The organism is Burkholderia sp. Ac-20353, from assembly GCF_017104785.1.
In the GTDB taxonomy this organism is placed as follows: Bacteria; Pseudomonadota; Gammaproteobacteria; order Burkholderiales; family Burkholderiaceae; genus Burkholderia.
Genome location: NZ_JAAGPL010000047.1, coordinates 1 through 24,556 on the forward strand (window position 1 = coordinate 1; position 24,556 = coordinate 24,556).

Here is a 24,556-nt window from a genome sequence, read left to right on the forward strand (position 1 = left end):
TCACGCCGGCAGCGCGCCCGCCGAGGCCGCGAGCGGCGGCACGCCGGCCGAGCAGGTCGCCGCGCTCGCGCCGAAGGCGTACTTCACGCGTTTCGCGCAGGCACTGCAGGACAACCCGGCGCCCGCCGACGACGCGCACGCGCAGCAATTGCTCGATGACATCGGCGTGTCCGCCGGCTACCCCGTGCTGTGGACCGGCGATCGCCTCGCCGCCGCGACGGCCGGCGTCGCCGAAGCGCGGGCGCGTCTCGCGGCGCCGCCGCCGAACCTGCTGAGCGCGAACGGCTGGAGCTGGCTCGGCGATACGGCCGGCAAGTACGGCCAGGACTACGCGTTGCGCGCCTACGCGGCCTATACGCAATTCGGCACCGCGACCCGCGACGACGAGACGCTCGCGGTGGTGCGCGTCGACAGCGACGGCCATCCGCTGAACGGCGCGAACCGCTACGCGCTGCATTTCGCGCCGGGCGCGCTGCCGCCCGTGCGCGCGTTCTGGACCCTTACGCCGTACACGACGGACGGCGCGCTGCCGGACGTCGGCGCCGCGCGCCGTTCGCTCGGCGACCGCGACCGGTTGCGGCGCAACCACGACGGCTCGATCGACATCGTCGTGTCGGCCGTGTCGCCGGGCGGCGCGCATGCGCCGAACTGGCTGCCGGCGCCGCGCGCGGATTTTGCGCTCGCACTGCGGCTGTACGCGCCGAAGCCGAAGGCGAGCGACGGCTCGTGGCTGCCGCCGGTCGTCGTGCGCAAGTGAACGCGCTGCCGCCGCGGCTGTCCGAACGGCGACCGCGGCGGCGCCCGATTACCGTTCCCGATCAGCGTCCCATCACTCCCTGAGCCTATACTTTCGAGATAGTCGGCCTGGGCGGACCGGCTTTCCGGATCGCCCAGCCGTCGTCTCCCTGGCAATCGAGCATGGCAAGTCAAGACAAAGAAACCGCAAACTCGACTCTTCGCGCCCTCGGCGGCGTCGTGCGCGCGCGCCGGACCCGGCGCATCGGCCTCGGCGTGCTGATCTTCCTCGTTTTGTTCGGACTGCTCGGGTTCTTCGCCGCGCCGCCGCTGATCCGCCATGTCGCGGAGCAGCAACTGAGCCAGCAGCTCGACCGTCCCGCGACGATCCGGCGGATCGCGCTGAACCCGTACACGCTGAACCTCGAAGCCGACGGCATCCATCTCGGCGAGCGCGGCGGGCAGGGCGATTTCATCGATATCGGCAAGCTCGTCGTGCGGCCGTCGTGGACGTCGCTGTTTCGCGGCGCGCCGATCGTCAACGAGGTCCGTCTCGATGCGCCGCGCTTGCGGATCGTCCGCTACGACGCGCAGCGCTTCAACTTCACCGACCTGATCGAGAAGTTCTCGAAGCCGTCGAAGCCGGAAAGCAAGCCGACCTACTTCTCGGTGTCGAACATCCAGATCAACGACGGCCGGATCGATTTCGACGACCGCCTGCTGAACGAGAAGCACGTCGTCGACAACTGGACGCTCGGCATCCCGTTCATCGCGACGCTGCCGTCGAAGACCGACATCTTCGTGCAGCCGAAGCTGCGCGCGCGGTTCGACGGTAGCCCGATCGCGCTCGACGGCAGGACGAAGCCGTTCGCGCAGTCGCGCGAATCGGAGATCGAACTGAAATTCGACCGGCTCGACGTGCCGAAGCTGATCTCGTACGTGCCGACGAAGCTGCCGGTCGCCGTGCAGAGCGGCCTGCTCAGCAGCAACCTGACGGTCAACTTCGTGATGAGCGGCGCGGAACCGGCGCTGCGCGTGTCCGGCACCGTCGACCTGAACGACGCGAAGGTGACGAGCGCGGCGTCCGAGCCGCTGTTCGCCGCACGCGGCGTGCACGTCGCGGCGGCCGGCCTCGAGCCGCTGCGCAACGTCTTGCACTTCGACGAGATCCGCGTCGACCAGCCGGTCGTCGATCTCGCGCGCGACCGGCAGGGCGTGCTGAACGTCGAGAAGCTCGCCGCGCGCCCCGCGGCGGAGCCGAACGCGAAGGCGACGTCGGCCGCGCCGGCGGCGTCGGGCGTGGCCATGCCGGCAGCGCCGAGTGCGGTGCAGGCCGCATCGGTCGCCGAAGCGCAGGCGGCAACGAACGCCACGAACGCAGCGACAGCAACGACCGCAACGAAAGCGCAGCCGCTCGACCTGACGATCCGCCACTTCGCGATCGACGGCGGCACGATCAATCTCGACGACCGCGTGCCCGCGACGCCGACCACGCTGTCGCTCACGCACGTCGCGGCGACGCTCGACGGCTTCACGCTGCAGGGCAATACGCCGGCGAAGTACACGCTGTCGACATCGCTGTCGCGCGGCGGCGATGTGAAGGCCGAAGGCGCGTTCAGCGTCGCGGCGAAGCAGGCCGACACGAAGCTGACGGTCGATGCGCTCGCGCTGCCGGCGCTGCAGCCGTACCTCGGCGAAGCGACGCGCGCGCGCGTGCTCGACGGCACGCTGGGCGCGACGGTCAACGCGAAGGCTGACTGGGGCAAGACCCCGCTCGACGCGCAGGTTGCCGACAGCGAAGTGAGCCTGAAGTCGCTGAAGGTCGCGACGCCGGACGCGAAGGCACCGGCCATCGTGCTGCCCGATGCGAGCGCGAAGATCGCGAAAGTCGATCTCGCGACGCGCACCGCGCAGATCGCGAGCGTCGACGCGAGCGGGCTCTCGCTCGACGTGACGCGCCTGAAGGACGGCCAGATCGATCTCGCGGCGTTCGCGGGCCCCGCGCAGAAGGCGCTGCCTGCGCGCACGGTCGCGCGCAAGGCCGAGGCCGCCGCGCCGTCGTGGCATTACCGGATCGACGCGCTGAACGTGAAGGATTCGGCCGCGAACTACACGGACCTGTCGACGCCGCGTCCGGTGAAGCTCGCGATCAAGCCGCTGCAGCTGTCGGTGGAGAAGCTCAGCGACGACCTGACGAAGCCGCTGCCGGTGAAACTGCAGGCGACGCTGAACCGCAAGGGCTCGCTGAACGTGTCCGGCGATGTCACCGCGCAGCCGCTGAAGCTCGGCCTGAAGATCAACGGCAACCGCCTCGATGCGGCGGCGTTCGAGCCGTATTTCGGCAGCGCGCTGAACGCGACCGTCGCGAGCGCGCTGCTCAATGCGAACGGCAACCTGACGTACGCGCAAGCGAACGACGCGATGCGCGCGTCGTACCGCGGCGACGCGGCGCTCGTCGACGTGCGGATGCTCGACAAGGTGACGTCCGACCCGTTCGCGGGCTGGCGCTCGCTCGCGCTGTCGAACCTGAAGGCGACCTACGACGAGAAGGGCACCGACGTCGACGCGTCGCGCGTGACGTTCGCGAACTTCTACGGCCGCGTGCTGCTCGACGCGCAAGGGCGGCTGAACCTGAAGGATATCGTCGCGAAGGAAAGCGGCCCCGCGCAGTCGCTGACGCGCGACGCCAGCAAGGGCAAAGGCGAGGGCGACGCGGTGCCGCTGTCGCCGCAGCGGGCATCGGCTCCGGCCGCCGCGCAGGCGGCGTCGGCTGCGGTCGCGCAGGCAGCGTCGGCACCGGTTGCCGCGTCGGCGCCGGCGCTCGTCAAGGCCGCCACGCCGCCGCAGAAGCCGGTACGGATGCATTTCGGCGAACTCGTGCTGCAGAACGGCCGCGTGAATTACACGGACAACTTCATCAAGCCGAACTACACGGCGAACCTCGTCGCGATCACGGGCACGGTCGGCGCGTTCGGCACGGATTCGACGACGCCCGCGCCGGTCGACGTCGCCGCGAACCTCGCGGGCAACGGTCCGATCTCGATCAAGGGCACGGTCAACCCGCTGATCGAGAAGCCGGCGCTCGACCTGACCGCGACCGCGCACGACATCGAGCTGACCAACCTGACGCCGTATTCGGCGAAGTACGCGGGCTATCCGATCACGAAGGGCAAGCTCAACGTCGACCTGCACTATCAGCTCGCGAACGACCAGTTGTCGGCGAACAACCATATCTTCATCGACCAGCTGACGTTCGGCGACCACGTCGAGAACGACACCGCGACCAAGCTGCCGGTGAAGCTCGCGATCTCGCTGTTGAAGAACTCGCGCGGCCAGATCGACGTGAACCTGCCGGTGTCGGGTTCGCTGTCGAATCCGGAGTTCAGCGTCGGCGGGCTGATCTGGCGTGCGGTGCTGAACCTGATCGCGAAGGCCGTCACGTCGCCGTTCACGCTGCTCGCGCACGCGTTCGGCAGCGGTGGCGAAGAGCTCGGCTATGTCGAGTTCGCGCCCGGCATGTCCGATCTGAGCGACGCGCAGCAGAAGAAGCTCGATACGGTCGTGAAGATGCTGAACGAGAAGGAGTCGATCCGCCTCGACCTGATCGGCCGTGTCGATCCGGACAAGGACACGCCGGGGCTGCGCGACGCATACGTCGACCGGCTCGTGCGGCAGCAGAAGCTGAAGGACGTCGTCGGGCAGGGCGAGAGCGTCGATACGCGCTCGGTGAAGGTCGAGCCGGCCGAATACCACACCTACCTGACGCGCGCGTACAAGGCTGCCGACTTCAAGAAGCCGCGCAACCTGGTCGGCCTGCAGAAGACACTGCCGGACGACGACATGAAGAAGGCGCTCGCCGAGCACGCGCCGGTCGACGAAGGCAGCCTGCGCATGCTCGCGCAGGACCGCGCGCAGTCGGTGCGTCAGTATCTCGAAGGGAAGATCGATTCGAGCCGGATGTTCATCGTCGCGCCGAAGCTCGATGCGAAGGGCATCGAGGACAAGGGCGCGACGACGCGCGTCGACTTCGGCTTGAAGTAATCCCCGTCGCACTTCCGCTGCCGCGTCTTTTCAGGCGCGGCGGCGGAACGTCATTCAGCGCGCGGCAACGGGCTCGCGCTTGTCCAGTTCCCTCCTCGCCGCGAGCGGCAGACGCGGATCGTCCCATTGCGTCAGCCACTGGATTTCCTTCGTCGTGAAGACCTGTCCGTAGTTGCGCAGCGCGTACTGCAGCGCATCGACGACGTGATGACGAATGATTTCGGGGGTGCGTGCATCGTCCAGCACGAACCGGAAGGCTTCCAGGGTCGACATTCTCGTGCTCCGGGTCAGGGAAAACCCTTTATCACACGCCAATAGTCGAACGCCAAGCCGACAAAAATCCAAGGTCGGCCCGATCCCTGCGTGGCGGACTTCGCCGAGTCGGGATCGCCAACGTGGCGCATTACAGCCATTCCATTGCGACCAATTCAAGTCACTTGCGATTGGTTACGTTTGACAGATAACAGAAAGCCTCGCTTCATGGTCGCGCCCCACAGCTCGGCGATATTGACGCGCCTGTTCGCAGGGGAAGCGGTCCAACGTCAATCGATGAGGTGGGTAATGATTTCGTTCTTCGGTAAGCAGCGGAAACTGGCTATGGTGGTGGCGGGCGCGCTGGCGCTCGCGAGCGCGGGTGCCTACGCGCAGCAGGGCGAAGGGAATCAGGGCAACCAGGACAATCAGGGGAACCACGGCGACCACGGCCGCCGTGTCGTGAAGCACGTGCTGCTGCTCAGCATCGACGGCCTGCACGAGCAGGATCTCGCACGCTGCATCGGCGCGAACACGTGCCCGAACGTGGCGGCGCTCGCGCAAAGCGGCGTGACCTACGCGAACGCACACACGCCGGGCCTGTCGGATTCGTTTCCGGGCCTCGCGGCGCTGCTGACGGGCGGCTCGCCGAAGACGGCCGGCCTGTTCTACGACGTGTCGTATGACCGCACGCTGTATGCGCCGACCGACACGACCTGTTCGGGGCAGCAGGGCTGGAACGTCGTGTTCGACGAAACGACCGGCATCGACGCGATGAATGGCGGCAAGCTCAAGAACATCAACGGCGGCGGCGCATTCAACCCGCAGGCGATCCCGAACGCGCTCTTGAACGGCAAGTGCGTGCCGGTCTATCCGCACAACTACGTGAAGACGAACACCGTGTTCGAGGCCGTGAAGGCCGCGATTCCGAATGCCCGCACCGCGTGGGCCGACAAGCACGCATGGGGCTACGACTGGGTGAACGGCCCGTCGGGCAACGGCGTCGACGATCTGATGCGCACCGAGATCAACTCGATCGACCCGGTGACGAATTCCGATTACACCGACGTCTATTCGCACACCGCACAATTCGACAACCTGCACGTGCAGGCGCTGATCAACCAGATCGACGGCAAGGATTCGACCGGCAAGGCCGCGTCGGTGCCGACGGTGTTCGGTGCGGACTTCCAGACGCTGAGCGTCGCGCAGAAGGCGCTGGTGACGAAGGGCGGCGGCTACATGGACGCGAACTTCACGCCGAACGGGCAAGTCGCGAACGCGATCACGTATGTCGACAACTCGATCGGCCGGATCGTCGACGAACTGAAGCAGCAACACCTGTACAGCTCGACGGCCGTGATCGTGACGGCGAAGCATGGCCAGTCGCCGACCGATTCCACGAAGCTCGTGAAGAACGGTGACACGCTGACGGCGCTGCTCGAACAGAACAACTACCTCGACCAGAACGGCAACTTCGGCCAGAACAATACGAAGTCGGGCAACCTGAACGACGGCACGGGCCTCGTCAACACGGGCTTCGTGCAGACCGACGACGTCGGCCTGATCTGGCTGCGCGATCGCAAACAGCGCACCGCCGTCGTCCAGACGCTGAAGGCGAACCTCGGCTGCAACGCGCCGGGGATCTGCGCGGACGGTCCGCAGGCGTACATCCTGTACGGCTCGGCGCTCGCCGACCGCTTCGGCGATCCGGCCAACGGCCGCACGCCGGACATCATCGTGCAGCCGAATCCGGGCGTGATCTACACGGCGAGCAAGAAGAAGGACGAGGAGCACGGCGGCAACGCGCCGGATGACAACCACCTCGGCCTGCTCGTGTCGTACCCGGGCCTCCATCGTGCGCGCACGGTCAACGACTATGTCGGGACCAAGCAGGTCGCGCCGACGATCCTCGGTCTGCTCGGCGTCGATCCGGACCTGCTGCACGCGGTCGTCGTCGAGCATACGCGCGTGCTGCCGGGGCTTGGCATCGAGCGCTGACAGACAATCAGGGAGGGTTGCCTGCCGCCCGGGGGCGGCAGGCGGCATGCGCGGCGCCGGGCGGTCGACGGCGCCGCGTTCGCATTTGCGCGCGGCTGGGTGCACCGCGTGATGCGTGGATCATCGGCGACCCTGCCGTGCCGGACGGACGACGCTTGAATTTGTCGGCGCGAAACGCCATATTGACCGCGCATTACCCGTTCAACGACGTACCAAGAGGATCACCCATGCGTCTGCTTCTTGCCCTGCTGGTGCCGTGGCTGCAGTTCTTCACGATCGGCCGCCCGATTGCCGGGCTGATCTGCCTGATCCTGCAACTGACGCTGATCGGCTGGATCCCGGCCGCGATCTGGTCGGTCTATGCACTGAGCCAGTACAAGACCGATCGCAAGATCGAAGCGGCGCTGGGCCAGCGGCGCTGAGGGGACCGGTTCGGGCGGCCTTGCCGCCCGGTTCACGACAGCGCCGGCCCGTCCAGTTCCAGCGCGCGCGCGAACAGCCAGTCGACGAACGTGCGCAGCGGCCGGTCGTCGTCGTCGTCGCGATACAGGCAATGAAACGGCGGCCCTTCCAGCCGGACCTCGGGAAACAGCGCGACGAGCCGGCCGTTTTCGAGGTCGTCGCGCACGACGGCGCGCGTGGCGAGGCATACGCCGAGCCCGCTGGCGGCGGCCTTGAGCAGCAGGAAGAACTCGCGATAGAACGGGCCGCGCAGCGTCTCGGACACTTCCGTGCCGGCCTGATGAAACCAGTACTGCCACGCTTGCGGCACGCCCGCGTAGTGCAGCAGTGGCGCGTTGCGCAGGTCGGACGGCACGCGCAAGCGCTCGAGCAGCGGATGGCCGGGCGCGCAGACGGGCACCGCGACGCCCGAGAGCAGCGGCCGCGACACGAAGTCCTTGCGGCGCAGCTCCGGCGTGTAGCGGCGAATCACGACGTCGCAGGTCTCGTCGAGCCGGTCCTGCTCGGCGTCGGGTGTCGTGGTGAGCTGCACGTCGATGCCCGGATGCGCGGCCTGGAACACGGCCAGTTGCGGCAGCAGCCAGCCGTGTGCGAACGACGCGGTCGTATCGACGCGGATCGACGGGCTGCCGACCGCATCGAACATCTGCCCGGTCGCCTGCGCAAGCCGCCCGAGGCAACTCGCGACGTCGACCAGATAGTGCCGCGCGCGCGGCGTGAGCCGCAGCGATCGCCCGTCGCGCTCGAACAGCTTCGCGCCGAAGAACGATTCGAGCACGCGGATCTGCTGCGCGACCGCGCTCTGGGTCACGTTCAGCTCCTCGGCGGCAAGGGTCAGGCTTTGCAGGCGTCCGGCAGCTTCGAAGCTGCGCAGCGCGTTCAGGGGCGGCAGGCGGCGCATCGTGAGATCGCGAAGAAAAGCTACACAGTCGGTCAAAAAATGTCGTTTGTCGAGGCGGAGGTGCGTCCCTATCATGGCGCCGACTGGAGAACGCCCGATGACGATCATATTGCCGCCCGACTTCCGATCAACCGGAATCCGCCGCCTGCGACGCGCGCGGCGCACGACGTCGCGGTCGACGCCGCAGTCGACGCGTTGTTCGACCGAGAAGTCACCGGCACGCGCGCGGCGCGCGCTGGCATTCGCGGGCCTGTTTGCGGCGCTCACCGGATGCGCAGCGCAACCGGAAACCGAGCGCCAGATCGGCAGCGGCGGTTCGCTGGTGCGCTACAGCTCGAGCCAGACCGAGGTCGATTTGACGGATGCGGAACGGCAGACGCTGCGCATGCTCACCGATCGCCGCTACGCGGGCGAGTCGCAGGCGCATGCGCTCGACGCGGTGGCGGGCGTGCTGCGCGCACAGGGCTATGCGCCGGTGACGGTCGATCGTGACACGGGCCTCGTCGAAGCGGGCCGCAGCGACACGCTGCTTCCGAAGTGGCGGCAGTTGCTGCGCGGTGCGGTGAAGGCTCGTATCGGCTGGATTCCTGCGAAGCCCGATCACGAGCGCGTGGCCGCGGTCGTGACGGTTCGCGAGATGCTTGCCTCGCGCGAGACGGTCGTGCGCGCGCGGTTCGACCGCACGGTGTGGGACAGCAACGGCGATTCGCGCACCAAGACTGTCGTCGAGCCCGCGTACTACCAGGCGTTCTTCGACGAAGTGGACAAGGCGATGTGCGCGACGCCGTGCAGGCGGTGATGGACGATGGCGGGCGTGATGCGATGCGGGCCGCGTGCCGCGCGCGGCGAAACCGTTGCGCGGCGACACCGGCCCGACACGATTACTTCAGCTTATTTCACGGCAAACAGCGTCAGGTTCATGAAGATCTTGAACACATAGCCGAGTGTCACGGCGCCCGCGACGCCGCCTGCCCACAGCAGCACGAACCACATCCAGCCGCGCAGTTTCGAGCGCGGCGCGGCGTCGTGCTCAGTGGTGGTAGTAGTGCTGGTCTTCATGACGCACCTTCCCTCTGAATACCCAGTAACCCATCGTCGTGTAGGCGATGATGATCGGCAGGATAACCGCTGCGCCGACCAGTGTGAAGGTCTGGCTCGAACGCGGCGCCGCCGCTTCCCAGATCGTCATGGTCTGCGGAATCGCGTACGGGAACAGGCTGACGAGCAGGCCGACGTAGCCGAGCAGCACGAGCGCCAGCGCGAGCACGAACGGCGTCATGTCGTGCCGGCTGCGCACCGCGCGGTACATCCACACCGCGCAGCCCGCGACCAGGAACGGCACCGGCAGCAGCCGCCAGAACAGCCCCGAATCGAACCAGCGTTCGGCAATCGCCGGATCCTGCAGCGGCGTCCACAGGCTGACGATCGCGATGAAGCCGAGCAACACGACGGTCAGCGGCCACACGACGCGATGCAGGCGGCGCTGCAGGTCGCCTTCGGTCTTCGCGACGAGCCAGCAGCAGCCGAGCAGCGCGTAGGTGACGATCAGGCCGAGGCCGGTCAGCAGGCTGAACGGCGTGAGCCAGTCGAACGCATCGCCGGCGAACACGCCGTCCTTGACCTGGATGCCCTGCAGGAACGCGCCGAGCGCCACACCCTGGAAGAACGTCGCACCGGCCGAGCCGCCGATGAACGCGAGATTCCACAGCTGCTTGGTGCGGCGCGCCTTCGCGCGGATCTCGAACGACACGCCGCGGAAGATCAGGCAGACCAGCATGAACACGAGCGGCAGGTACAGCGCGGACAGCACGGTCGAATACACGACCGGGAACACCGCGAACAGGCCGGCGCCGCCGAGCACGAGCCAGGTCTCGTTGCCGTCCCACACGGGGGCGACCGTGTTCATCATCAGGTCGCGTTCCTTCTCGTCTGGGAAGAACGGGAAGACGATGCCGATGCCGAGGTCGAAGCCGTCGAGCACGACGTACATGAAGAGCCCCAACGCGATGATCGCGGCCCAGATTACGGTGACGTCCATGAAAATCCTCGTATGCGTGTTGGGTGGGCCGTTCAGACGGTCTCGATCAGGTCGTCGACGGCCGACATCGGGCGGCGCGCGGTGTGGTCGGGGCGCGTGTCGGGCAAGTTGTCGTGCTTGACGTCCGGCAGCGCGGGGCCGGCCTTCATCAGCTTGAGCATGTAGTAGACGCCGGTGCCGAACACGAGGAAGTACACGATCACGAACGTCATCATCGAGATGCTGACCTGCTGCGCGGTGAGCGGCGACACGGCCTGCGCGGTGCGCATCACGCCGTACACGACCCACGGCTGGCGGCCCGCTTCGGTCGTCACCCAGCCCGCGAGCAGCGACACGAAGCCGGTCGGGCCCATCGCGAGCGCGAAGCGCTGGAACCATTTCGATTCATACAGGCGGCCGCGGCGGCGCAGGAACCACGCGAGCGCGGCGAGGCCGATCATCGCGAAGCCGAGGCCGACCATGATCCGGAAGCTCCAGAACACGACCGTCGAGTTCGGCCGGTCTTCCGGCGGGAATTCCTTCAGGCCGCGGATCTCGCCGTCCCAGCTGTGCGTGAGGATCAGGCTGCCGAGATGCGGAACCTTCACCGCGTAACGCGTCGTTTCGGCCTGCATGTCGGGAATGCCGAACAGGTTCAGCGGCGTGCCGCCCTTCTCGGTTTCCCACAGGCCCTCGATCGCGGCGATCTTCGCGGGCTGGTGCTTCAGCGTGTTGATGCCGTGCTGGTCGCCGATCAGCGCCTGCACCGGCGCGAGCACCAGCAGCAGCCACAGCGCCATCGAGAACATCTTCTTCACGCCCTGGTCGCGGCGGCCCTTCAGCAGGTGCCACGCGCCGGTCGCGGCGACCACCAGCGCGGCCACGATGAACGCGGCAATCGCCATGTGGAACAGGCGGTACGGGAACGACGGGTTGAAGATGATCGCGAACCAGTCGGTCGGCACGACGCGGCCGTCGACGATCTCGAAGCCCTGCGGCGTCTGCATCCAGCTGTTCGACGCGAGGATCCAGAACGTCGAGATGATCGTGCCGATCGCGACCATCAGCGTCGCGCCGAAGTGCGCGCGCGGGCCGACACGGTTCCAGCCGAACAGCATGATGCCGAGGAAGCCGGCTTCGAGGAAGAACGCGGTCATCACTTCGTACATCAGCAGCGGGCCGGTGACCGAGCCGGCGAAGCTCGAGAAGCCGGACCAGTTGGTGCCGAACTGATAGCTCATCACGACGCCGGAGACGACGCCCATCCCGAACGCGACCGCGAAGATCTTCGACCAGAACAGGCACAGGGTCTTGTAGTACTGCTTGCCGGTTTTGAGCCAGCGGTATTCGAGCACCGCGATGAAACTCGCGAGGCCGATGCTCAGCGCCGGAAAGACGATGTGAAAGGAGACGGTGAATGCGAACTGCAGGCGGGCCAGATCGAGGGCCGAGAAAGCGGTATCCATACCAGTTGACCGAAGCTGTCGATACCCGCCGGCGGGGCTGCCGGCGGACCCTGGCCAATGGCGGCTGCAGGGTTGGCTGGAGTATGGGACGCGATGTTGCGGCGCGAAATGTGCCAACTCGTCGCAGATGTCCAGCCCGCGCGCGGCCTTTGCGGGGTAAATCGTTGATTCGTATCAAGAACGCGTTGCATCGCGGGTGCGCGCGCGATGCGGCGGCCTGCCGCACCTGCGTCAATATGGCGCGATGCGGCATCGCAAGCGCGGCCGGCCCGCCGCAGTCAGGCAAACGCACGGCGAATTGCGTACACTCGGAGTCTCGTTTCTGCACCGCCGGTATCGGAGGTCCGTATCGGCATGCGTTCACTCTGGAAACACCGATGATCGATCTACGCAGCGATACCGTGACACGCCCCAGCTCCGCGATGCTGGCCGCGATGACCTCCGCCGAAACGGGCGACGACGTGTGGGGCGACGACCCGACCGTGTTGCGCCTGCAGGCCGCGACGGCCGAGCGCGCGGGCAAGGAGGCGGGCCTGTTTTTCCCGAGCGGCACGCAGAGCAACCTTGCCGCGCTGATGGCGCATTGCGAGCGCGGCGACGAATACATCGTTGGCCAGCATGCGCATACCTACAAGTACGAAGGCGGCGGCGCGGCAGTGCTCGGCAGCATCCAGCCGCAGCCGATCGAGAACGCGCTCGACGGTACGCTGCCGATCGACAAGATCGTCGCCGCGATCAAGCCGATCGACAACCACTTCGCGCGCACGCGCCTGCTCGCGCTCGAAAACACGATCGGCGGCCGCGTGCTGCCGACCGGCTATGCGGAAGAGGCCGTCGCGGTCGCGCGCAGCCACGGGTTGTCCGCGCATCTCGACGGCGCGCGCGTCTGCAATGCTGCGGTCGCATCGGGCCGCTCGATCGCCGAACTGGCAGCGCCGTTCGACACGGTGTCGATCTGCTTCTCGAAGGGCCTCGGCGCGCCGGTCGGCTCGGTGCTGGTCGGCAGCCGGCCGTTGATCGAGCGCGCGCATCGCTGGCGCAAGGTGCTCGGCGGCGGGATGCGGCAGTCGGGCATTCTCGCGGCGGCGTGCCTGTATGCGCTCGAGCACAACGTCGAGCGGCTCGCGGACGACCACGCGAATGCCGCGCATCTCGCCGCAGGCCTCGCACGCATCGACGACGTGAAGGTGCTGTCGCATGCGACGAACATGGTGTTCGCGCAGTTTCCCGAAGCCGACTGCGCGCCGCTCGAGGCATGGCTCAGCGCGCGCGGAATCCTCACGCAGATGCTCTACGCGTCGCGCTTCGTCACGCATTGCGACGTGTCGCGCGATGACATCGACACGTTCGTCGATGCGGTTGGCGCGTATTTCGCGCAGCGCCGCGGGTGAGGACGGAACGAGGACGCAACGTTCAGCGCGCGAGCGGCGCGAGCAGCCGCCGCGCGGCCTCGACGACGCGCGTGGACAGCGACGCCATCGCCGGCGACTGCACGGTCCACGCGTGCCAGTACAGCGTGACGTCGGTCGGATGCCGCGGCGCGAGATCGACGAGCCCTTGCGCGTCGAGTGGCGTGTCGCCGACGAGCGGCGCCGGCACCATCGCATAGCCGAGCCCGTGCTGCACGGCCGCGAAATGCGCATGGGTGCCCGGCACGTAATGGCACGGGTACGCGCCGACGGGCAGCCCGAATTTTTCCTCGAGAAACGACGACTGCAGCGTGTCGCGCCGCGAATACGCGACGACGGGCGCGCGGCGCGCGCTCGTGCGGGTCAGGCCGCGCGGAAACCAGTGCGCGGCGAACGCGGTCGCGGCGAGCAGCCGGTAGCGCATCGTGCCGAGCGGCGTCGCGACGCAGCCGCGCATCGGCTTCGGCTCGGTCGTCACGCAGCCGACCGCCATCCCGCTTTCGAGCAGCGCGAACGTGTGGTCCTGATCCTCGACGATCAGCTCGAACAGGATGCGCTCGCCGGCCAGCACCGATGTCAGCGCAGGCAGGAACCAGGTGCCGAGGCTGTCCGAGTTCAGCGCGATCGTGACCGAGATCGGCGATTCGCGCTCGGCCGCGAGCGCGCTTTGCAGATCGGCCTGCAGAATGGCGACGCGGCGTAGGTGCTGCAGCACGCGCTGGCCCGCGACGGTCGGCCGGCACGGCCGCGTGCGCAGCACGAGCGGCGTGCCGAGGCTAGTCTCCAGCGCACGCACGCGCTGCGTGACGGCGGACGCGGTCACGTGCAGGCGGACGGCCGCCTGCTCGAAGCTGCCGGTGTCGGCAACGGCCAGCAGCGCGGCGGCCTGCTTCGGATCGAGCGTCATCGACATGGGGGTGATGAGGTCCTTTGAAGGTGAACAGTGACGGGCCGGGGACGCATGCGCGTCGCCGGCGCAACGCGCGATTGTCCACGAAACGTGCAAAATGCGTCCACAGTCCCGCCGATTATCCGCGGCGCGCTTTCCGGCATCCTAGCGTGCATGCGGTGCGTGCATTCCGCGCAGGCAGCCGCGATAGGCAGAAACACACCGAGACACACAGACGCAACGGAGAACGAACGATGAGCAAGGTATTCAGGATCGCCGCGATCGCGGGTGACGGGATCGGCCAGGAAGTGATGCCGGAAGGCGTGCGCGTGCTGCAGGCCGCGTGCGCGAAATTCGGCCTGGACCTCGAATTCACGCATTTCGAATGGGCGAGCTGCGACTACTACCTGCAGCACGGCAAGATGATGCCGGACGACTGGCACGAAACCCTGCGCGGCTACGATGCGATCTACTTCGGCGCGGTCGGCTGGCCCGACAAGGTGCCCGATCACATCTCGCTGTGGGGTTCGCTGCTGAAGTTCCGCCGCGAATTCGACCAGTACGTGAACCTGCGTCCGGTGCGCCTGCTGCCCGGCGTGCCGTGCCCGCTCGCGAACCGCAAGCCCGGCGACATCGACTTCTACGTGGTGCGCGAGAACACCGAAGGCGAATACACGTCGGTCGGCGGCAAGATGTTCGAGGGCACCGACCGTGAATTCGTGCTGCAGGAAGCGGTGTTCACGCGGCACGGCGTCGACCGTATCCTCAAGTACGCGTTCGAGCTCGCGAACACGCGCCCGCGCAAGAAGCTGACGGCAGCGACCAAGTCGAACGGCATCGCGGTCAGCATGCCGTACTGGGACGAGCGCGTCGCGGCGGTCGCGGCCGGCTATCCGGACATCGCGTGGGACAAGCAGCACATCGACATCCTGTCCGCGCGCTTCGTGCTGCAGCCGGACCGCTTCGACGTCGTGGTCGCGTCGAACCTGTTCGGCGACATCCTGTCCGACCTCGGCCCCGCCTGCACGGGCACGATCGGCCTCGCGGCATCGGCGAACCTGAATCCGGAGCGCACGTTCCCGTCGCTGTTCGAGCCCGTGCACGGCTCGGCGCCCGACATCTTCGGCAAGAACATCGCGAACCCGATCGCGATGATCTGGTCCGGCGCGATGATGCTGGATTTCCTCGGCGACGGCGACGCGCGCTTCAAGGACGCGCACGACGCGATCATGCGCGCGATCGAGACGGTGCTGGTGGACGGGCCGCGCACGCCGGACATGGGCGGCACGGCGGATACGACGGCCGTCGGCCAGGCGGTTGCGGCGGCGATCTGACGCCGCAAGCGTGAAACGCGAGGCCGGATTCGGGATACCGAACGCCGGCCTGCTGCGCCGCATGCGGCTGCTCAAACGCCAAACGCGCATCGCTGCGCGCCTTCGGCTCAGTGCGGCGTGACCGCCGCTTTCGGCTGCGTCGCGAACGCGATCGCGTCGGCCGGTTCCGCCGCGCGGCACACGGCGGTGAGCTGCAGCCCTTCGCCGTCGTCGGCGGGCTGCACGTGCCCCTGTTCGAGCAGCAGCCGGCACGTGCCGTCCGGCAACAGCGCGCGGTACAGCGCGCGATAGTCGCCCTGACGGGCGAGCGCATCCTGCACCGCGGCCTCGCGCGCCGCGCGGTCGTCCGCGTGCACGCGTGCCTGCAGCTCCACATGGCGGCGCGGCGCGGCGGCCGCTTCGACGCCGAACAGCCGGCACCATTCATCCGATACGTTCACTTCGTCCTGCTCCGGCCGCCACTGCCATGCGCCGCGCCCCGCCAGGCGCTCGCCGCCGGCGAGCAGCGCGATCTGCGCGCGCAGCCGCTGTTCGACCGCCTTGCGTGCGCTGATGTCGATCGTCGTGCCGACCATCCGGGTCGGCCGGCCCGCATCGTCGACGAGCGTCGCGGTGCGCGATTCGATCCAGCGCACGGTGCCGTCGGGCAGCACGATCCGGAATTCCCACACATACGGCTCGCGCGCGGCGACCGCCTGCTGCAGCGCCTGGCTGTTGAGCCAGCTGCGCTCCTCGGGGTGCAGGATCTCCCAGAATTCCTCGTTGCTGTGGATTTCGCGGCCGTACAGCTTCGCGCAGTTGGCCGAATAGATCAGCTCGTCGCTGACGAGATTCCATTCCCACGTGACGATGCCGGCCGCTTCCTGCGCCTGCTTCATCCGCGCTTCGCTCGACACGATCTCGGCCGTGTAGCGGCGGCGCAGGTCGGTCATCGGCAGCTCGGTCTGCGCGCCGAGGCCGAGGTCCTTCACCGCGTCGTCGCCGTAGCGCAGCCAGACCCAGTTGACGTCGAGGAACGCGGCCAGCTTGCGCAGGTTCGAATAGTCGATCTCGCCGCCGCGCGTCCACTTGTGCACGGCCGGCCGCGAGATGCCGACCACGTCGGCGACCTGCTGCAGGCTCAGCTTCTTGTGCTCGAGGAGCACCTTGAGACGGAACGCGAACGTATCCTCGGACATCCATTCCTCTTTGTGACGGCGGCGCGCGGCCAAACGACAAGGGCGGCATGGCCCGCGGCCGCATCGTGCGGGCCGCGGGCCATGCCGCCGCGTCGGGAGGGGATGGCGCGCCGGGTTTCCCTGTATCCGCGGTAGTTTAACGGATACGGCGCGAGGAAAAATTTACAGGTCGATCACGAGCCGACGCGTGCGCGCACGCGACACGCACAGCAGGATCGTCTTCTGCGCGGCCTTCTCGTCGTCGTCGAGATACTGGTCGCGGTGATCGGCCTCGCCTTCGAGGATCGCGACCTCGCAGGTGCCGCACACGCCTTCGCGGCACAGCGATTCGATCTTCACGCCCGCGCGCTCGATCGCCTGCAGGATCGTCGTGTCCTCGGGCACCTCGAGCTCCAGCCCAGAGCGCGCGAGCACGACCGTGAACGCCTGGCCGGCCGTGTCGGTCGCCGCGAACTGCTCGGAATGGAGCTGCGCCTTCGGCCAGCCGAGCAGCGCCGCGTTCGCATACACCGCGTCGTTCAGGCCTTGCGGGCCGCACACGTACACGTGCGCGTCGGCCGGCAGCGACTTGAACAGGCGCAGCAGGTCGAGGCGCTGGCCGAGGCTGTCGACGTACGTGTGCACGTTCGCCGCGTGCGGGCCGGCCTTCAGTTCGTCGACGAACGCGCCGTGCTCGGGGCTGCGGTATGCGTAATGCAGTTCGAGTTCGAGTTCGAGTTCGAGTTCGAGTTCGAGTTCGCCGCCCGGCCGATGCTCGGCAAGCTGCGCGAGGAACGGCGTGATGCCGATGCCGCCCGCGATGAACACGTGGCGGCGCGCGCGGCGGTCGAGCTCGAACAGGTTCGCGGGCGAGCCGATCGCGAGTTGCGTGCCGGCCGTCACGCGCTCGTGCATGAACGCCGAGCCGCCGCGCGACGCTTCCTCGCGGCGCACGGCGATCTGGTAGTGCCGCGTGTCGTGCGGCGAGCTGAGCAGCGAATACGCGTTGTGATGCCACGCGTTGCCGTCCTGCATCGACACGAGCACATGCGCACCGCCGCTGAACGACGGCAGGCTCGCGCCGTCGGGCAGCGCGAGCGTGAAGCGCTTGATCAGCGGGGTCAGGGTCTCGACGGCGACGACGTCGACGGAGATCGATTCACGGGCATTCATCTGGCATTCCTTTACCGGCGGGCGGATCGGACGGGCGCCGCGCGGCGGGTATGGCTGGGGTCGTTCGGTCCGGGATACGGCGCGCAGCGGCCGAAGCCGCCGCGCGTGCAACGGGGATCAGGGGATCAGGTGCTCACGCCGCCCATGCACAGGTATTTGATCGACAGGAAATCTTCGATCCCGTACTTGGAGCCTTCGCGTCCGATGCCGGACTGCTTGACGCCGCCGAACGGCGCCACTTCGTTCGAGATCAGTCCGCTGTTGATGCCGACGATCCCGTATTCGAGCTGCTCGGCGACGCGCCATACGCGGCCGATGTCGCGGCTGTAGAAATACGCGGCGAGGCCGTAGATCGAATCGTTCGCGAGCCGCACGACTTCGTCGTCGGTCGTGAAGCGCACGATCGGCGCGACCGGCCCGAAGATCTCCTCGGTCAGCACGGCCATCCCGGGCTTCGCATCGGCGAGCACGGTCGGCGCGTAGAAGTTGCCGCCGCGCGGATGCGGCGCGCCGCCCACCAGCACGCGCGCGCCTTGCGCGAGCGCATCGCGCACGAGGCCGTCGACCTTGTCGCGCGCGGCTTCGTTGATCAGCGGGCCGATGTTGACGTCCGCGTCGAAGCCGTCGCCGACATTGAACGCCGCGACGCGCGCGGCGAACCGGCGGCAGAACTCGTCGTACACCGAATCATGAACGAAGAAGCGGTTCGCGCACACGCAGGTCTGGCCCGCATTGCGGTACTTCGACAGCAGCGCGCCTTCGACAGCCTTGTCGAGATCGGCGTCGTCGAACACGATGAACGGCGCGTTGCCGCCGAGTTCGAGCGACATCTTCTTGACCGTGTCCGAGCACTGACGCATCAGCAGCCGGCCGACTTCGGTCGAGCCCGTGAAGGTCAGCTTCTTCACGAGCGGGCTCGACGTCATCTCCGCGCCGATCTCGCGCGACTTGCCGGTCACGACGTTGACGACGCCGGCCGGAATGCCGGCCTGCTCGGCGAGCGCCGCGAGCGCGAACGCGGACAGCGGCGTCTCGTTGGCCGGCTTGATCACGATCGTGCAGCCCGCGGCGAGCGCCGGCGCGGCCTTGCGGGTGATCATCGCCGCCGGGAAATTCCACGGCGTGATCGCCGCGCACACACCGACCGGCTCCTTCGTCACGACGAGGCGCTGGTCCGGGTTCGGGCTCGGGATCACGTCGCCGTCGATACGCTTCGCCTGCTCGGCGAACCATTCGACGAACGAGGCCGCATACGCGATCTCGCCGCGCGCTTCGGCGAGCGGCTTGCCCTGTTCGCGCGTCATCAGCGCCGCGAGGTCTTCCTGGCGGGCCATGATCAGCTCGAACCACGCGCGCAACAGGCGTGCGCGCTCCTTTGCGGTGGTGTTGCGCCAGCTCGCGAACGCCGCGTGCGCGGCATCGATCGCGGCGCGCGTCTCGGCCGCGCCCATGTTCGGCACGCGCGCGATCAGCTCGCCCGTCGACGGGTTGGTGACGTCGAGCGTCGCGCCGTCGTCGGCGCCGCGCCACACGCCGGCGATGTATGCCTGCTCACGCAGCAGGCCCGGTTGTTCAAGGAAAGTCATGTCGGTGTCGTCCTGGTGCGGGTTGGGTCAGTCCTGGCAGCCCTGGTACTGCTGTGCGAGCAGGTTGTGGAAGTGTGCAATGCCGTGTTCGCTGACGCCGCTGCGGCGCTGGTCGACCATGATCCGGCCCTGGCCGCGATAGCCGCGCGACTTCAGGCCCTTCTGCACGCTTTCGACGAGGCGCAGGTCTTCCGGGCGGAACACGTTGCGGTACCACTCGATCAGGTTCTTCTGGTAGTCGGTCAACGCTTCGTTCAGGAAGTAGATGTCGTAGTGCTGCAGCGTGATTTCCGCGCTGACCGGGAATTCATAGATCACGGTCATGAAGTCGGCGCCCGGCGGCACGTTGAACATCGTGCACGGCCATGCCCAGAAGCCCTGGAAGCTCGCGTCGGTGATCGACGGGTCGAGCTTGAACGAGCGCTCCGACGACTCCGCGTAACCGAACTGCAGCGTCCAGTTGCCGTGCAGCGTGTGCGTGTACTTGTCGATCTTCACCGAGTCGGAGAAGCCGGGGTGCGCGGGGCCGCAGTGATAGCACTCGAGATAGTTGTCGACGATCGACTTCCAGTTCGCAGGCGTCTCGGTGACGAAGCGCGCGGCGAGCTTCAGGTCGTCGATCACCGGGCATGCGGCGCGCAGGCGGTCCTGCATGCCCGGCAGCTGGTCTTCGACCGTGCCCGCGTCCGGATTCAGGTTGATGAACACGAAGCCCGCGTATTCCTCCACCTTGACCGGCACGAGGCTCGAGTTCTCCTTGTCGAATTCCAGCACGTGATCGCAATTGTTCGCGTGCGCGAGTGCGCCGTCGAGCTTGAAGGTCCATGCGTGGTACGGGCAGGTGATCACGTTCTTCGCCTTGCCGCTGCCCTCGAGGAGCTGATGGCCGCGGTGCGGGCACACGTTGTAGAACGCGCGCAGCACCTTGTCCTTGCCGCGCACGATCAGGATGTTCTCGCCGATCACTTCGCGCGTTACGTACTGGTTCGCTTCGGTCAGCTCGCTGCGGTGCGCGACGCAGATCCACGTGTCGGCGAAGATCTTCTCCTCCTCCGCCTTGAAGACCTCCTGCGACGTGTAATAGGTCTTCGGGATCGTCCACGCGAGTTCCGGGTTCGCGCAGAAATCGGCCGGGAGTTGCGGCAGCTTGGCTTTCTGGTGGAATTCGATCGGCAGGTAGGTCATGATGGCGTCGGGTTCTGAAAATTAACTGTCGGTTACGTTAAAACTAACGGTTAACGAAATATAGGGGATGTGCGGCTTGATTTGGATCAGGGTTATCCCGAGATGGACGGATCGCAATCGCCGAAGATGGCGGAATTTGTCTGATATTTGCGTTTGATCACAAGTCGCGACTATTTTTAGAAACGTCAATAGGCGAATGCGCCAGTAGGGTCGCCTAATTGAACTGCGTACCATTGTTAACCAGTAGTTCATTGTTAACTGAAGGTAACGACGGCAGCATACGATCGACCGCCGTGCCGTCGCCGGGCTCGCGCCCGGCCATCGGACGGTGCGCGACCGGCGCCATCGGACGCACATGGAGGAGACATGAGACAGGACGCAGTGGCCCACGGACTGGCGGTGGACGCCAGCCGGGGCAAATCGCGCATCGAGGCGCGCTCGATCGATTACGTGCCGCTCGCGGAGCGGCGCGGCAAGGCGTGGCATCTGTGGCCGGTGTGGTTTACCGGCGACGCGAATCTTGCGACGATCGCGTGCGGCGCGATCGGGGTCAGCATGGGCGGCAACCTGCTGTGGAGCGCGATCGCGGTGCTGATCGGCAACCTGCTCGGCACGTTTTTCATGGCGTTCCACTCGAGCCAGGGGCCGCAGCTCGGCCTGCCGCAGATGATCCAGTCGCGGCCGCAGTTTGGCTACATGGGCGCGCTGCTCGTGTGGGTCGTCGCGCTCGTCACGTATGTCGGCTACAACTCGTTCAACCAGCTGATGGCGGGGCAGACCGCGCATCACCTGCTCGGCACCGAGCCGCACGTCAGCTATATCGTATTCACCGCGATCGCGGTGGCGCTCGCGGTGTTCGGCTACGACCTGATCCACAAGGCGCAGCGCTGGCTTGCGATCGCGCTGCTGATCGCGTTGACGGTGTTCAGCGTCGGCATCTGCGTGAAGGTGCCGTTCCCGGCCGACCAGCTGTCGTTCGCGGGCTTCAAGGCGACGCCGTTCCTCGTGCAGCTGTTCGCGGCCGCCGCGTATCAACTGTCGTGGTCGATCTACGTGTCGGACTATTCGCGCTACCTGCCGCCGACGACCGGCGTGCGTGCGACGTTCTGGTGGACCTTCACGGGCGCGCTGATCGGCGGCGTGTGGATGATGCTGGTCGGCACGGCTGCCGCCGCGCTGAACTCGAAGATCGAGATCGCCGACGCGGTGCAGCGCGCGGGCGACGCGATCCATCCGGGTTTCGGTTCGATCACGCTGCTGCTGTCGCTGCTCGGGCTGCTCGCGATCACGGGCCTGAATTTCTACGGTGCGTCGCTGACGCTGCTCAGCATCACCGACTCGTTCAAGCCGCTGAAATCGAGCGCCGGCAAGCGCATCGTGAGCCTCATGATCGTCGCGTTCGTCGCGACCTCGCTCGCGTTCGCCGCATCCGACGATTTCATGGGCAAGTTCGGCGACTTCCTCGGCATCCTCGGTTATCTGTTCACACCGTGGACCGCGATCAACCTCGTCGACTTCTTCCTCGTTCGTCATACGCACTACTCGGTGCGCGAGATCTTCAACCCGCGCGGCATCTACGGCCGCTGGAACTGGCGCGGCCTGACCGCGTACGCGATCGGCTTCGTCGCGATGATCCCGTTCTTCAAGACCGAGATGTACAGCGGCCCCGTCGCGCGCGCGCTCGGCGGCACCGACATCGCGATGCTGGTCGGCCTGCCGGTTGCCGCGCTCGTCTATCTGTGGGCCTGCCGTTCGCTCGACACCGAAGCGGAACGCAAGCTCGTCGAGGCAGCCGATCGCGGCCTGAACTGATCCGTCACAACCGAACTCCCCACACTCGATGAAAAGCATTGTTTCGAAGGCGCTGCCGCTGGCAGCGCTGGCTTTGGCGTGCGCGGCGACGGACAGCCGCGCGCAGAGCAGCGTCACGCTGTATGGTGTGCTCGATGCCGGCATCACCTACGTGTCCAATACGGGCGGCGCGCACGTCGTGAAATTCGACGACGGCGTCGCGTACGGCAACCGCTTCGGGCTCAAGGGCACCGAAGATCTTGGCGGCGGCCTGAAGGCCGTGTTCGCGCTCGAGAGCGGCTTCCATCTCGGCAACGGCAAGCTCGGCTTCGGCGGCGCCGAATTCGGGCGGCAGGCGTATGTCGGCCTGCAGAACGACTGGGGCACGCTGTCGTTCGGCAACCAGCTCGACATCACCAATGAGCTCGTGTCGATCTACAACATCTCGGCGTGGGGCAGCGGCTATGCGATCCATCAGGGCGACTTCGACCGCTTCAACGGCGACCGCCTGCCGAACTCGGTGAAGTTCCTGTCGAAAGACCTGAGCGGCGTCAAGTTCGGCGCGATGTACTCGTTCGGCAACGTTGCCGGCAACTTCCATCGCAACAGCGCATGGAGCGCGGGCGCGAGCTATACGAAGGGCGACTTCTCGATCGGTGCCGCGTACACGCGCCTGAACAACCCGAGCGGCATCTATGCGTTCGATCCGTACGCGATGATCGGCACGCACACGTTCCTCGGCCAGCAGACCGTCACCGTCGATCCGGCGACCGGCGCGCGCACCGACCTGTTCGCCGACACGCCGATGAACGTCGACAGCCAGGGAACGTTCGGCATCGGCTCGAGCTACACGATCGGCAAGCTGACGCTGGACGGCAACTTCTCGTACACGACGATCAAGGGCTTCGGCCAGTCGTCGCACATGCAGTCGTACGAAGGCGGCGGCTCGTACCAGTTCACGCCGGCGCTGAGCCTGATCGCGGGTTACCAGCACACGCGCTTTGAAGGCCATCACTGGAACATGGGCAGCGCGGGCCTCCATTACCTGCTGTCGAAGCGTACCGACGTCTACCTCTCCGGCGATTACCTGCGCGCGTCGCAAGGCGTCGATGCGGTGATCGGCTACAGCTTCACGCCGTCGACGACGCAGACGCAGGCCGACGTGCGGATCGGCATGCGGCATTCGTTCTGACCGGAGCGTGCGATGAACGATGCGGCCGTCACGCCCGAACTCGGCGACCTGCGCGTGTTCTGCATGGTCGCGCGCAAGGCCAGCTTCAGTGCGGCGGCCGATGCGCTCGCGATGTCGTCGTCGTACGTGAGCAAGCGCGTCGGGATGCTCGAGGCGAGCCTCGGCATCCGGCTGCTGCACCGGTCGACGCGCCGCGTCGCGGTGACGGATGCCGGCGAGCGCGTGTACGCGTGGGCCGAGAAGATCCTCGACGACGTCGAGCATCTGGTCGAGGACGTGTCGACGACGCGCCGCGTGCCGCGCGGTACGTTGCGCGTGTCGAGCAGTTTCGGCTTCGGCCGCAACGTCGTCGCGCCGGCGCTGGCCGAACTGTCGGACCGCTATCCGCAGCTCAACGTGCGGCTCGAACTGTTCGACCGGATCGTCGACGTCGCGGCCGAGGGTTTCGATGTCGACGTGCGGATCGGCGACGAGATCGCCGGCCACCTGATCGCGAAGCAACTCGCGTCGAACTACCGCGTGCTGTGCGCGTCGCCCGACTATCTCGCGCGGCACGGCGTGCCGAAGCAGGTTGGCGATCTCGCGTCGCACGCGTGCGTCGCGATCAAGGAGCGCGACCATCCGTTCGGCGTATGGCGGCTCGACGTGCGCGGCGAGACGGTGTCCGTGCAGGTGACGGGGCCGCTGTCGAGCAATCACGGCGAGGTTGCCGTGCAATGGGCGCTCGCCGGGCGCGGCATCGTGCTGCGCTCGATCTGGGACGTGCAGCCGCTGATCGACGCGGGCCGGCTGCAGCGCGTGCTGCCGGGCGTCTCGCAGCCCGCGAACGTGTGGGCCGTCTATCCGGCGCGGCTCGCGCAATCCGCGAAGGTGCGCGCGTGCGTCGAGTTTCTGAAGGAGGCGCTTGGGGAGTCCGGGGGGCCGGCGCGGCGCGAACCGGCGATGTGGGAATGACGGGGTGCACACCG

The 24,556-nt window shown here is 67.1% G+C and carries 20 protein-coding genes; 10 read left to right on the plus strand and 10 right to left on the minus strand.

Features of this window, described 5'->3' with window-relative positions; genetic code table 11:
- Positions 1-757 (plus strand): DUF1214 domain-containing protein (locus G3N94_RS16135; RefSeq protein ID WP_205793525.1); only part of this gene is annotated, 757 nt, incomplete at its 5' end.
- A 161-nt stretch (positions 758-918) separates the two neighbouring features.
- Positions 919-4,776, plus strand: coding sequence for a DUF748 domain-containing protein (locus G3N94_RS16140; RefSeq protein ID WP_205793526.1), 3,858 nt, complete (start codon positions 919-921; stop codon positions 4,774-4,776).
- A gap of 54 nt (positions 4,777-4,830) precedes the next feature.
- On the opposite strand, the gene G3N94_RS16145 is transcribed toward G3N94_RS16140, so the two are convergent.
- Positions 4,831-5,049 carry a hypothetical protein gene (locus tag G3N94_RS16145; protein WP_205793527.1) on the minus strand — a complete coding sequence of 73 codons (219 nt, stop codon included), beginning with the start codon at positions 5,047-5,049 and terminating at the stop codon, positions 4,831-4,833.
- A gap of 288 nt (positions 5,050-5,337) precedes the next feature.
- On the opposite strand from G3N94_RS16145, the gene G3N94_RS16150 reads away from it, so the two are divergent.
- Together G3N94_RS16150 and G3N94_RS16155 are read left to right on the plus strand one after the other, a co-directional pair.
- On the plus strand, positions 5,338-7,026 hold the full coding sequence (locus G3N94_RS16150; protein WP_205793528.1) for an alkaline phosphatase family protein: 1,689 nt from the start codon (positions 5,338-5,340) through the stop codon (positions 7,024-7,026).
- A 227-nt stretch (positions 7,027-7,253) separates the two neighbouring features.
- Positions 7,254-7,448, plus strand: a complete 195-nt coding sequence (locus G3N94_RS16155; RefSeq protein WP_124600947.1) for a YqaE/Pmp3 family membrane protein — start codon at positions 7,254-7,256, stop codon at positions 7,446-7,448.
- A gap of 32 nt (positions 7,449-7,480) precedes the next feature.
- Here G3N94_RS16155 and G3N94_RS16160 read toward each other — a convergent pair whose 3' ends face one another.
- A complete protein-coding gene (locus tag G3N94_RS16160; RefSeq protein ID WP_205793529.1) occupies positions 7,481-8,389 on the minus strand; it encodes a LysR substrate-binding domain-containing protein in 909 nt (302 codons plus the stop codon).
- A 97-nt stretch (positions 8,390-8,486) separates the two neighbouring features.
- On the opposite strand from G3N94_RS16160, the gene G3N94_RS16165 reads away from it, so the two are divergent.
- Positions 8,487-9,188: a hypothetical protein gene (locus tag G3N94_RS16165; RefSeq protein ID WP_205793530.1), complete on the plus strand. Its 702-nt coding sequence runs from the start codon at positions 8,487-8,489 to the stop codon at positions 9,186-9,188.
- 92 nt (positions 9,189-9,280) lie between these two features.
- Here the strand turns inward: G3N94_RS16165 and G3N94_RS16170 are convergent, their stop codons facing one another.
- From G3N94_RS16170 to G3N94_RS16180, 3 genes are read right to left on the minus strand one after another with little or no spacing between them, the layout of a single operon-like run.
- Positions 9,281-9,448 carry a hypothetical protein gene (locus tag G3N94_RS16170; protein ID WP_124600946.1) on the minus strand — a complete coding sequence of 56 codons (168 nt, stop codon included), beginning with the start codon at positions 9,446-9,448 and terminating at the stop codon, positions 9,281-9,283.
- Complete coding sequence (cydB, locus tag G3N94_RS16175) at positions 9,420-10,427, minus strand: cytochrome d ubiquinol oxidase subunit II (protein ID WP_124600945.1); 1,008 nt, start codon at positions 10,425-10,427, stop codon at positions 9,420-9,422. Before cydB ends, G3N94_RS16170 begins: the two co-directional genes overlap by 29 nt.
- 32 nt (positions 10,428-10,459) lie before the next feature.
- Positions 10,460-11,872, minus strand: coding sequence for a cytochrome ubiquinol oxidase subunit I (locus G3N94_RS16180; protein ID WP_205793531.1), 1,413 nt, complete (start codon positions 11,870-11,872; stop codon positions 10,460-10,462).
- 377 nt (positions 11,873-12,249) lie between these two features.
- Between G3N94_RS16180 and ltaE the strand changes: the two genes are divergently transcribed.
- On the plus strand, positions 12,250-13,263 hold the full coding sequence (ltaE, locus tag G3N94_RS16185) for a low-specificity L-threonine aldolase (protein WP_205793532.1): 1,014 nt from the start codon (positions 12,250-12,252) through the stop codon (positions 13,261-13,263).
- Between the two features lie 22 nt (positions 13,264-13,285).
- On the opposite strand, the gene G3N94_RS16190 is transcribed toward ltaE, so the two are convergent.
- Complete coding sequence (locus G3N94_RS16190) at positions 13,286-14,194, minus strand: HTH-type transcriptional regulator ArgP (RefSeq protein ID WP_205793533.1); 909 nt, start codon at positions 14,192-14,194, stop codon at positions 13,286-13,288.
- Positions 14,195-14,424: 230 nt separating this feature from the next.
- Between G3N94_RS16190 and G3N94_RS16195 the strand changes: the two genes are divergently transcribed.
- Positions 14,425-15,504: a tartrate dehydrogenase gene (locus tag G3N94_RS16195; protein ID WP_205793534.1), complete on the plus strand. Its 1,080-nt coding sequence runs from the start codon at positions 14,425-14,427 to the stop codon at positions 15,502-15,504.
- A 107-nt stretch (positions 15,505-15,611) separates the two neighbouring features.
- Here the strand turns inward: G3N94_RS16195 and G3N94_RS16200 are convergent, their stop codons facing one another.
- From G3N94_RS16200 to G3N94_RS16215, 4 genes are all read right to left on the minus strand, one after another.
- The gene (locus tag G3N94_RS16200) at positions 15,612-16,682 is read right to left on the minus strand and encodes a PAS domain-containing protein (RefSeq protein ID WP_205793535.1); all 1,071 of its coding nucleotides are present in this window, start codon (positions 16,680-16,682) and stop codon (positions 15,612-15,614) included.
- A gap of 162 nt (positions 16,683-16,844) precedes the next feature.
- Positions 16,845-17,834, minus strand: coding sequence for a PDR/VanB family oxidoreductase (locus G3N94_RS16205; protein ID WP_205793536.1), 990 nt, complete (start codon positions 17,832-17,834; stop codon positions 16,845-16,847).
- Between the two features lie 125 nt (positions 17,835-17,959).
- Positions 17,960-19,420 carry an NAD-dependent succinate-semialdehyde dehydrogenase gene (locus G3N94_RS16210; protein WP_205793537.1) on the minus strand — a complete coding sequence of 487 codons (1,461 nt, stop codon included), beginning with the start codon at positions 19,418-19,420 and terminating at the stop codon, positions 17,960-17,962.
- A gap of 27 nt (positions 19,421-19,447) precedes the next feature.
- Complete coding sequence (locus G3N94_RS16215; RefSeq protein WP_205793538.1) at positions 19,448-20,605, minus strand: ring-hydroxylating oxygenase subunit alpha; 1,158 nt, start codon at positions 20,603-20,605, stop codon at positions 19,448-19,450.
- Between the two features lie 366 nt (positions 20,606-20,971).
- On the opposite strand from G3N94_RS16215, the gene G3N94_RS16220 reads away from it, so the two are divergent.
- From G3N94_RS16220 to G3N94_RS16230, 3 genes are read left to right on the plus strand one after another with little or no spacing between them, the layout of a single operon-like run.
- On the plus strand, positions 20,972-22,417 hold the full coding sequence (locus tag G3N94_RS16220) for a cytosine permease (protein WP_205793539.1): 1,446 nt from the start codon (positions 20,972-20,974) through the stop codon (positions 22,415-22,417).
- 28 nt (positions 22,418-22,445) lie between these two features.
- The gene (locus G3N94_RS16225; RefSeq protein WP_241021879.1) at positions 22,446-23,588 is read left to right on the plus strand and encodes a porin; all 1,143 of its coding nucleotides are present in this window, start codon (positions 22,446-22,448) and stop codon (positions 23,586-23,588) included.
- A gap of 12 nt (positions 23,589-23,600) precedes the next feature.
- Positions 23,601-24,542: a LysR substrate-binding domain-containing protein gene (locus tag G3N94_RS16230; protein WP_205793540.1), complete on the plus strand. Its 942-nt coding sequence runs from the start codon at positions 23,601-23,603 to the stop codon at positions 24,540-24,542.
- Positions 24,543-24,556: the final 14 nt, after the last annotated feature.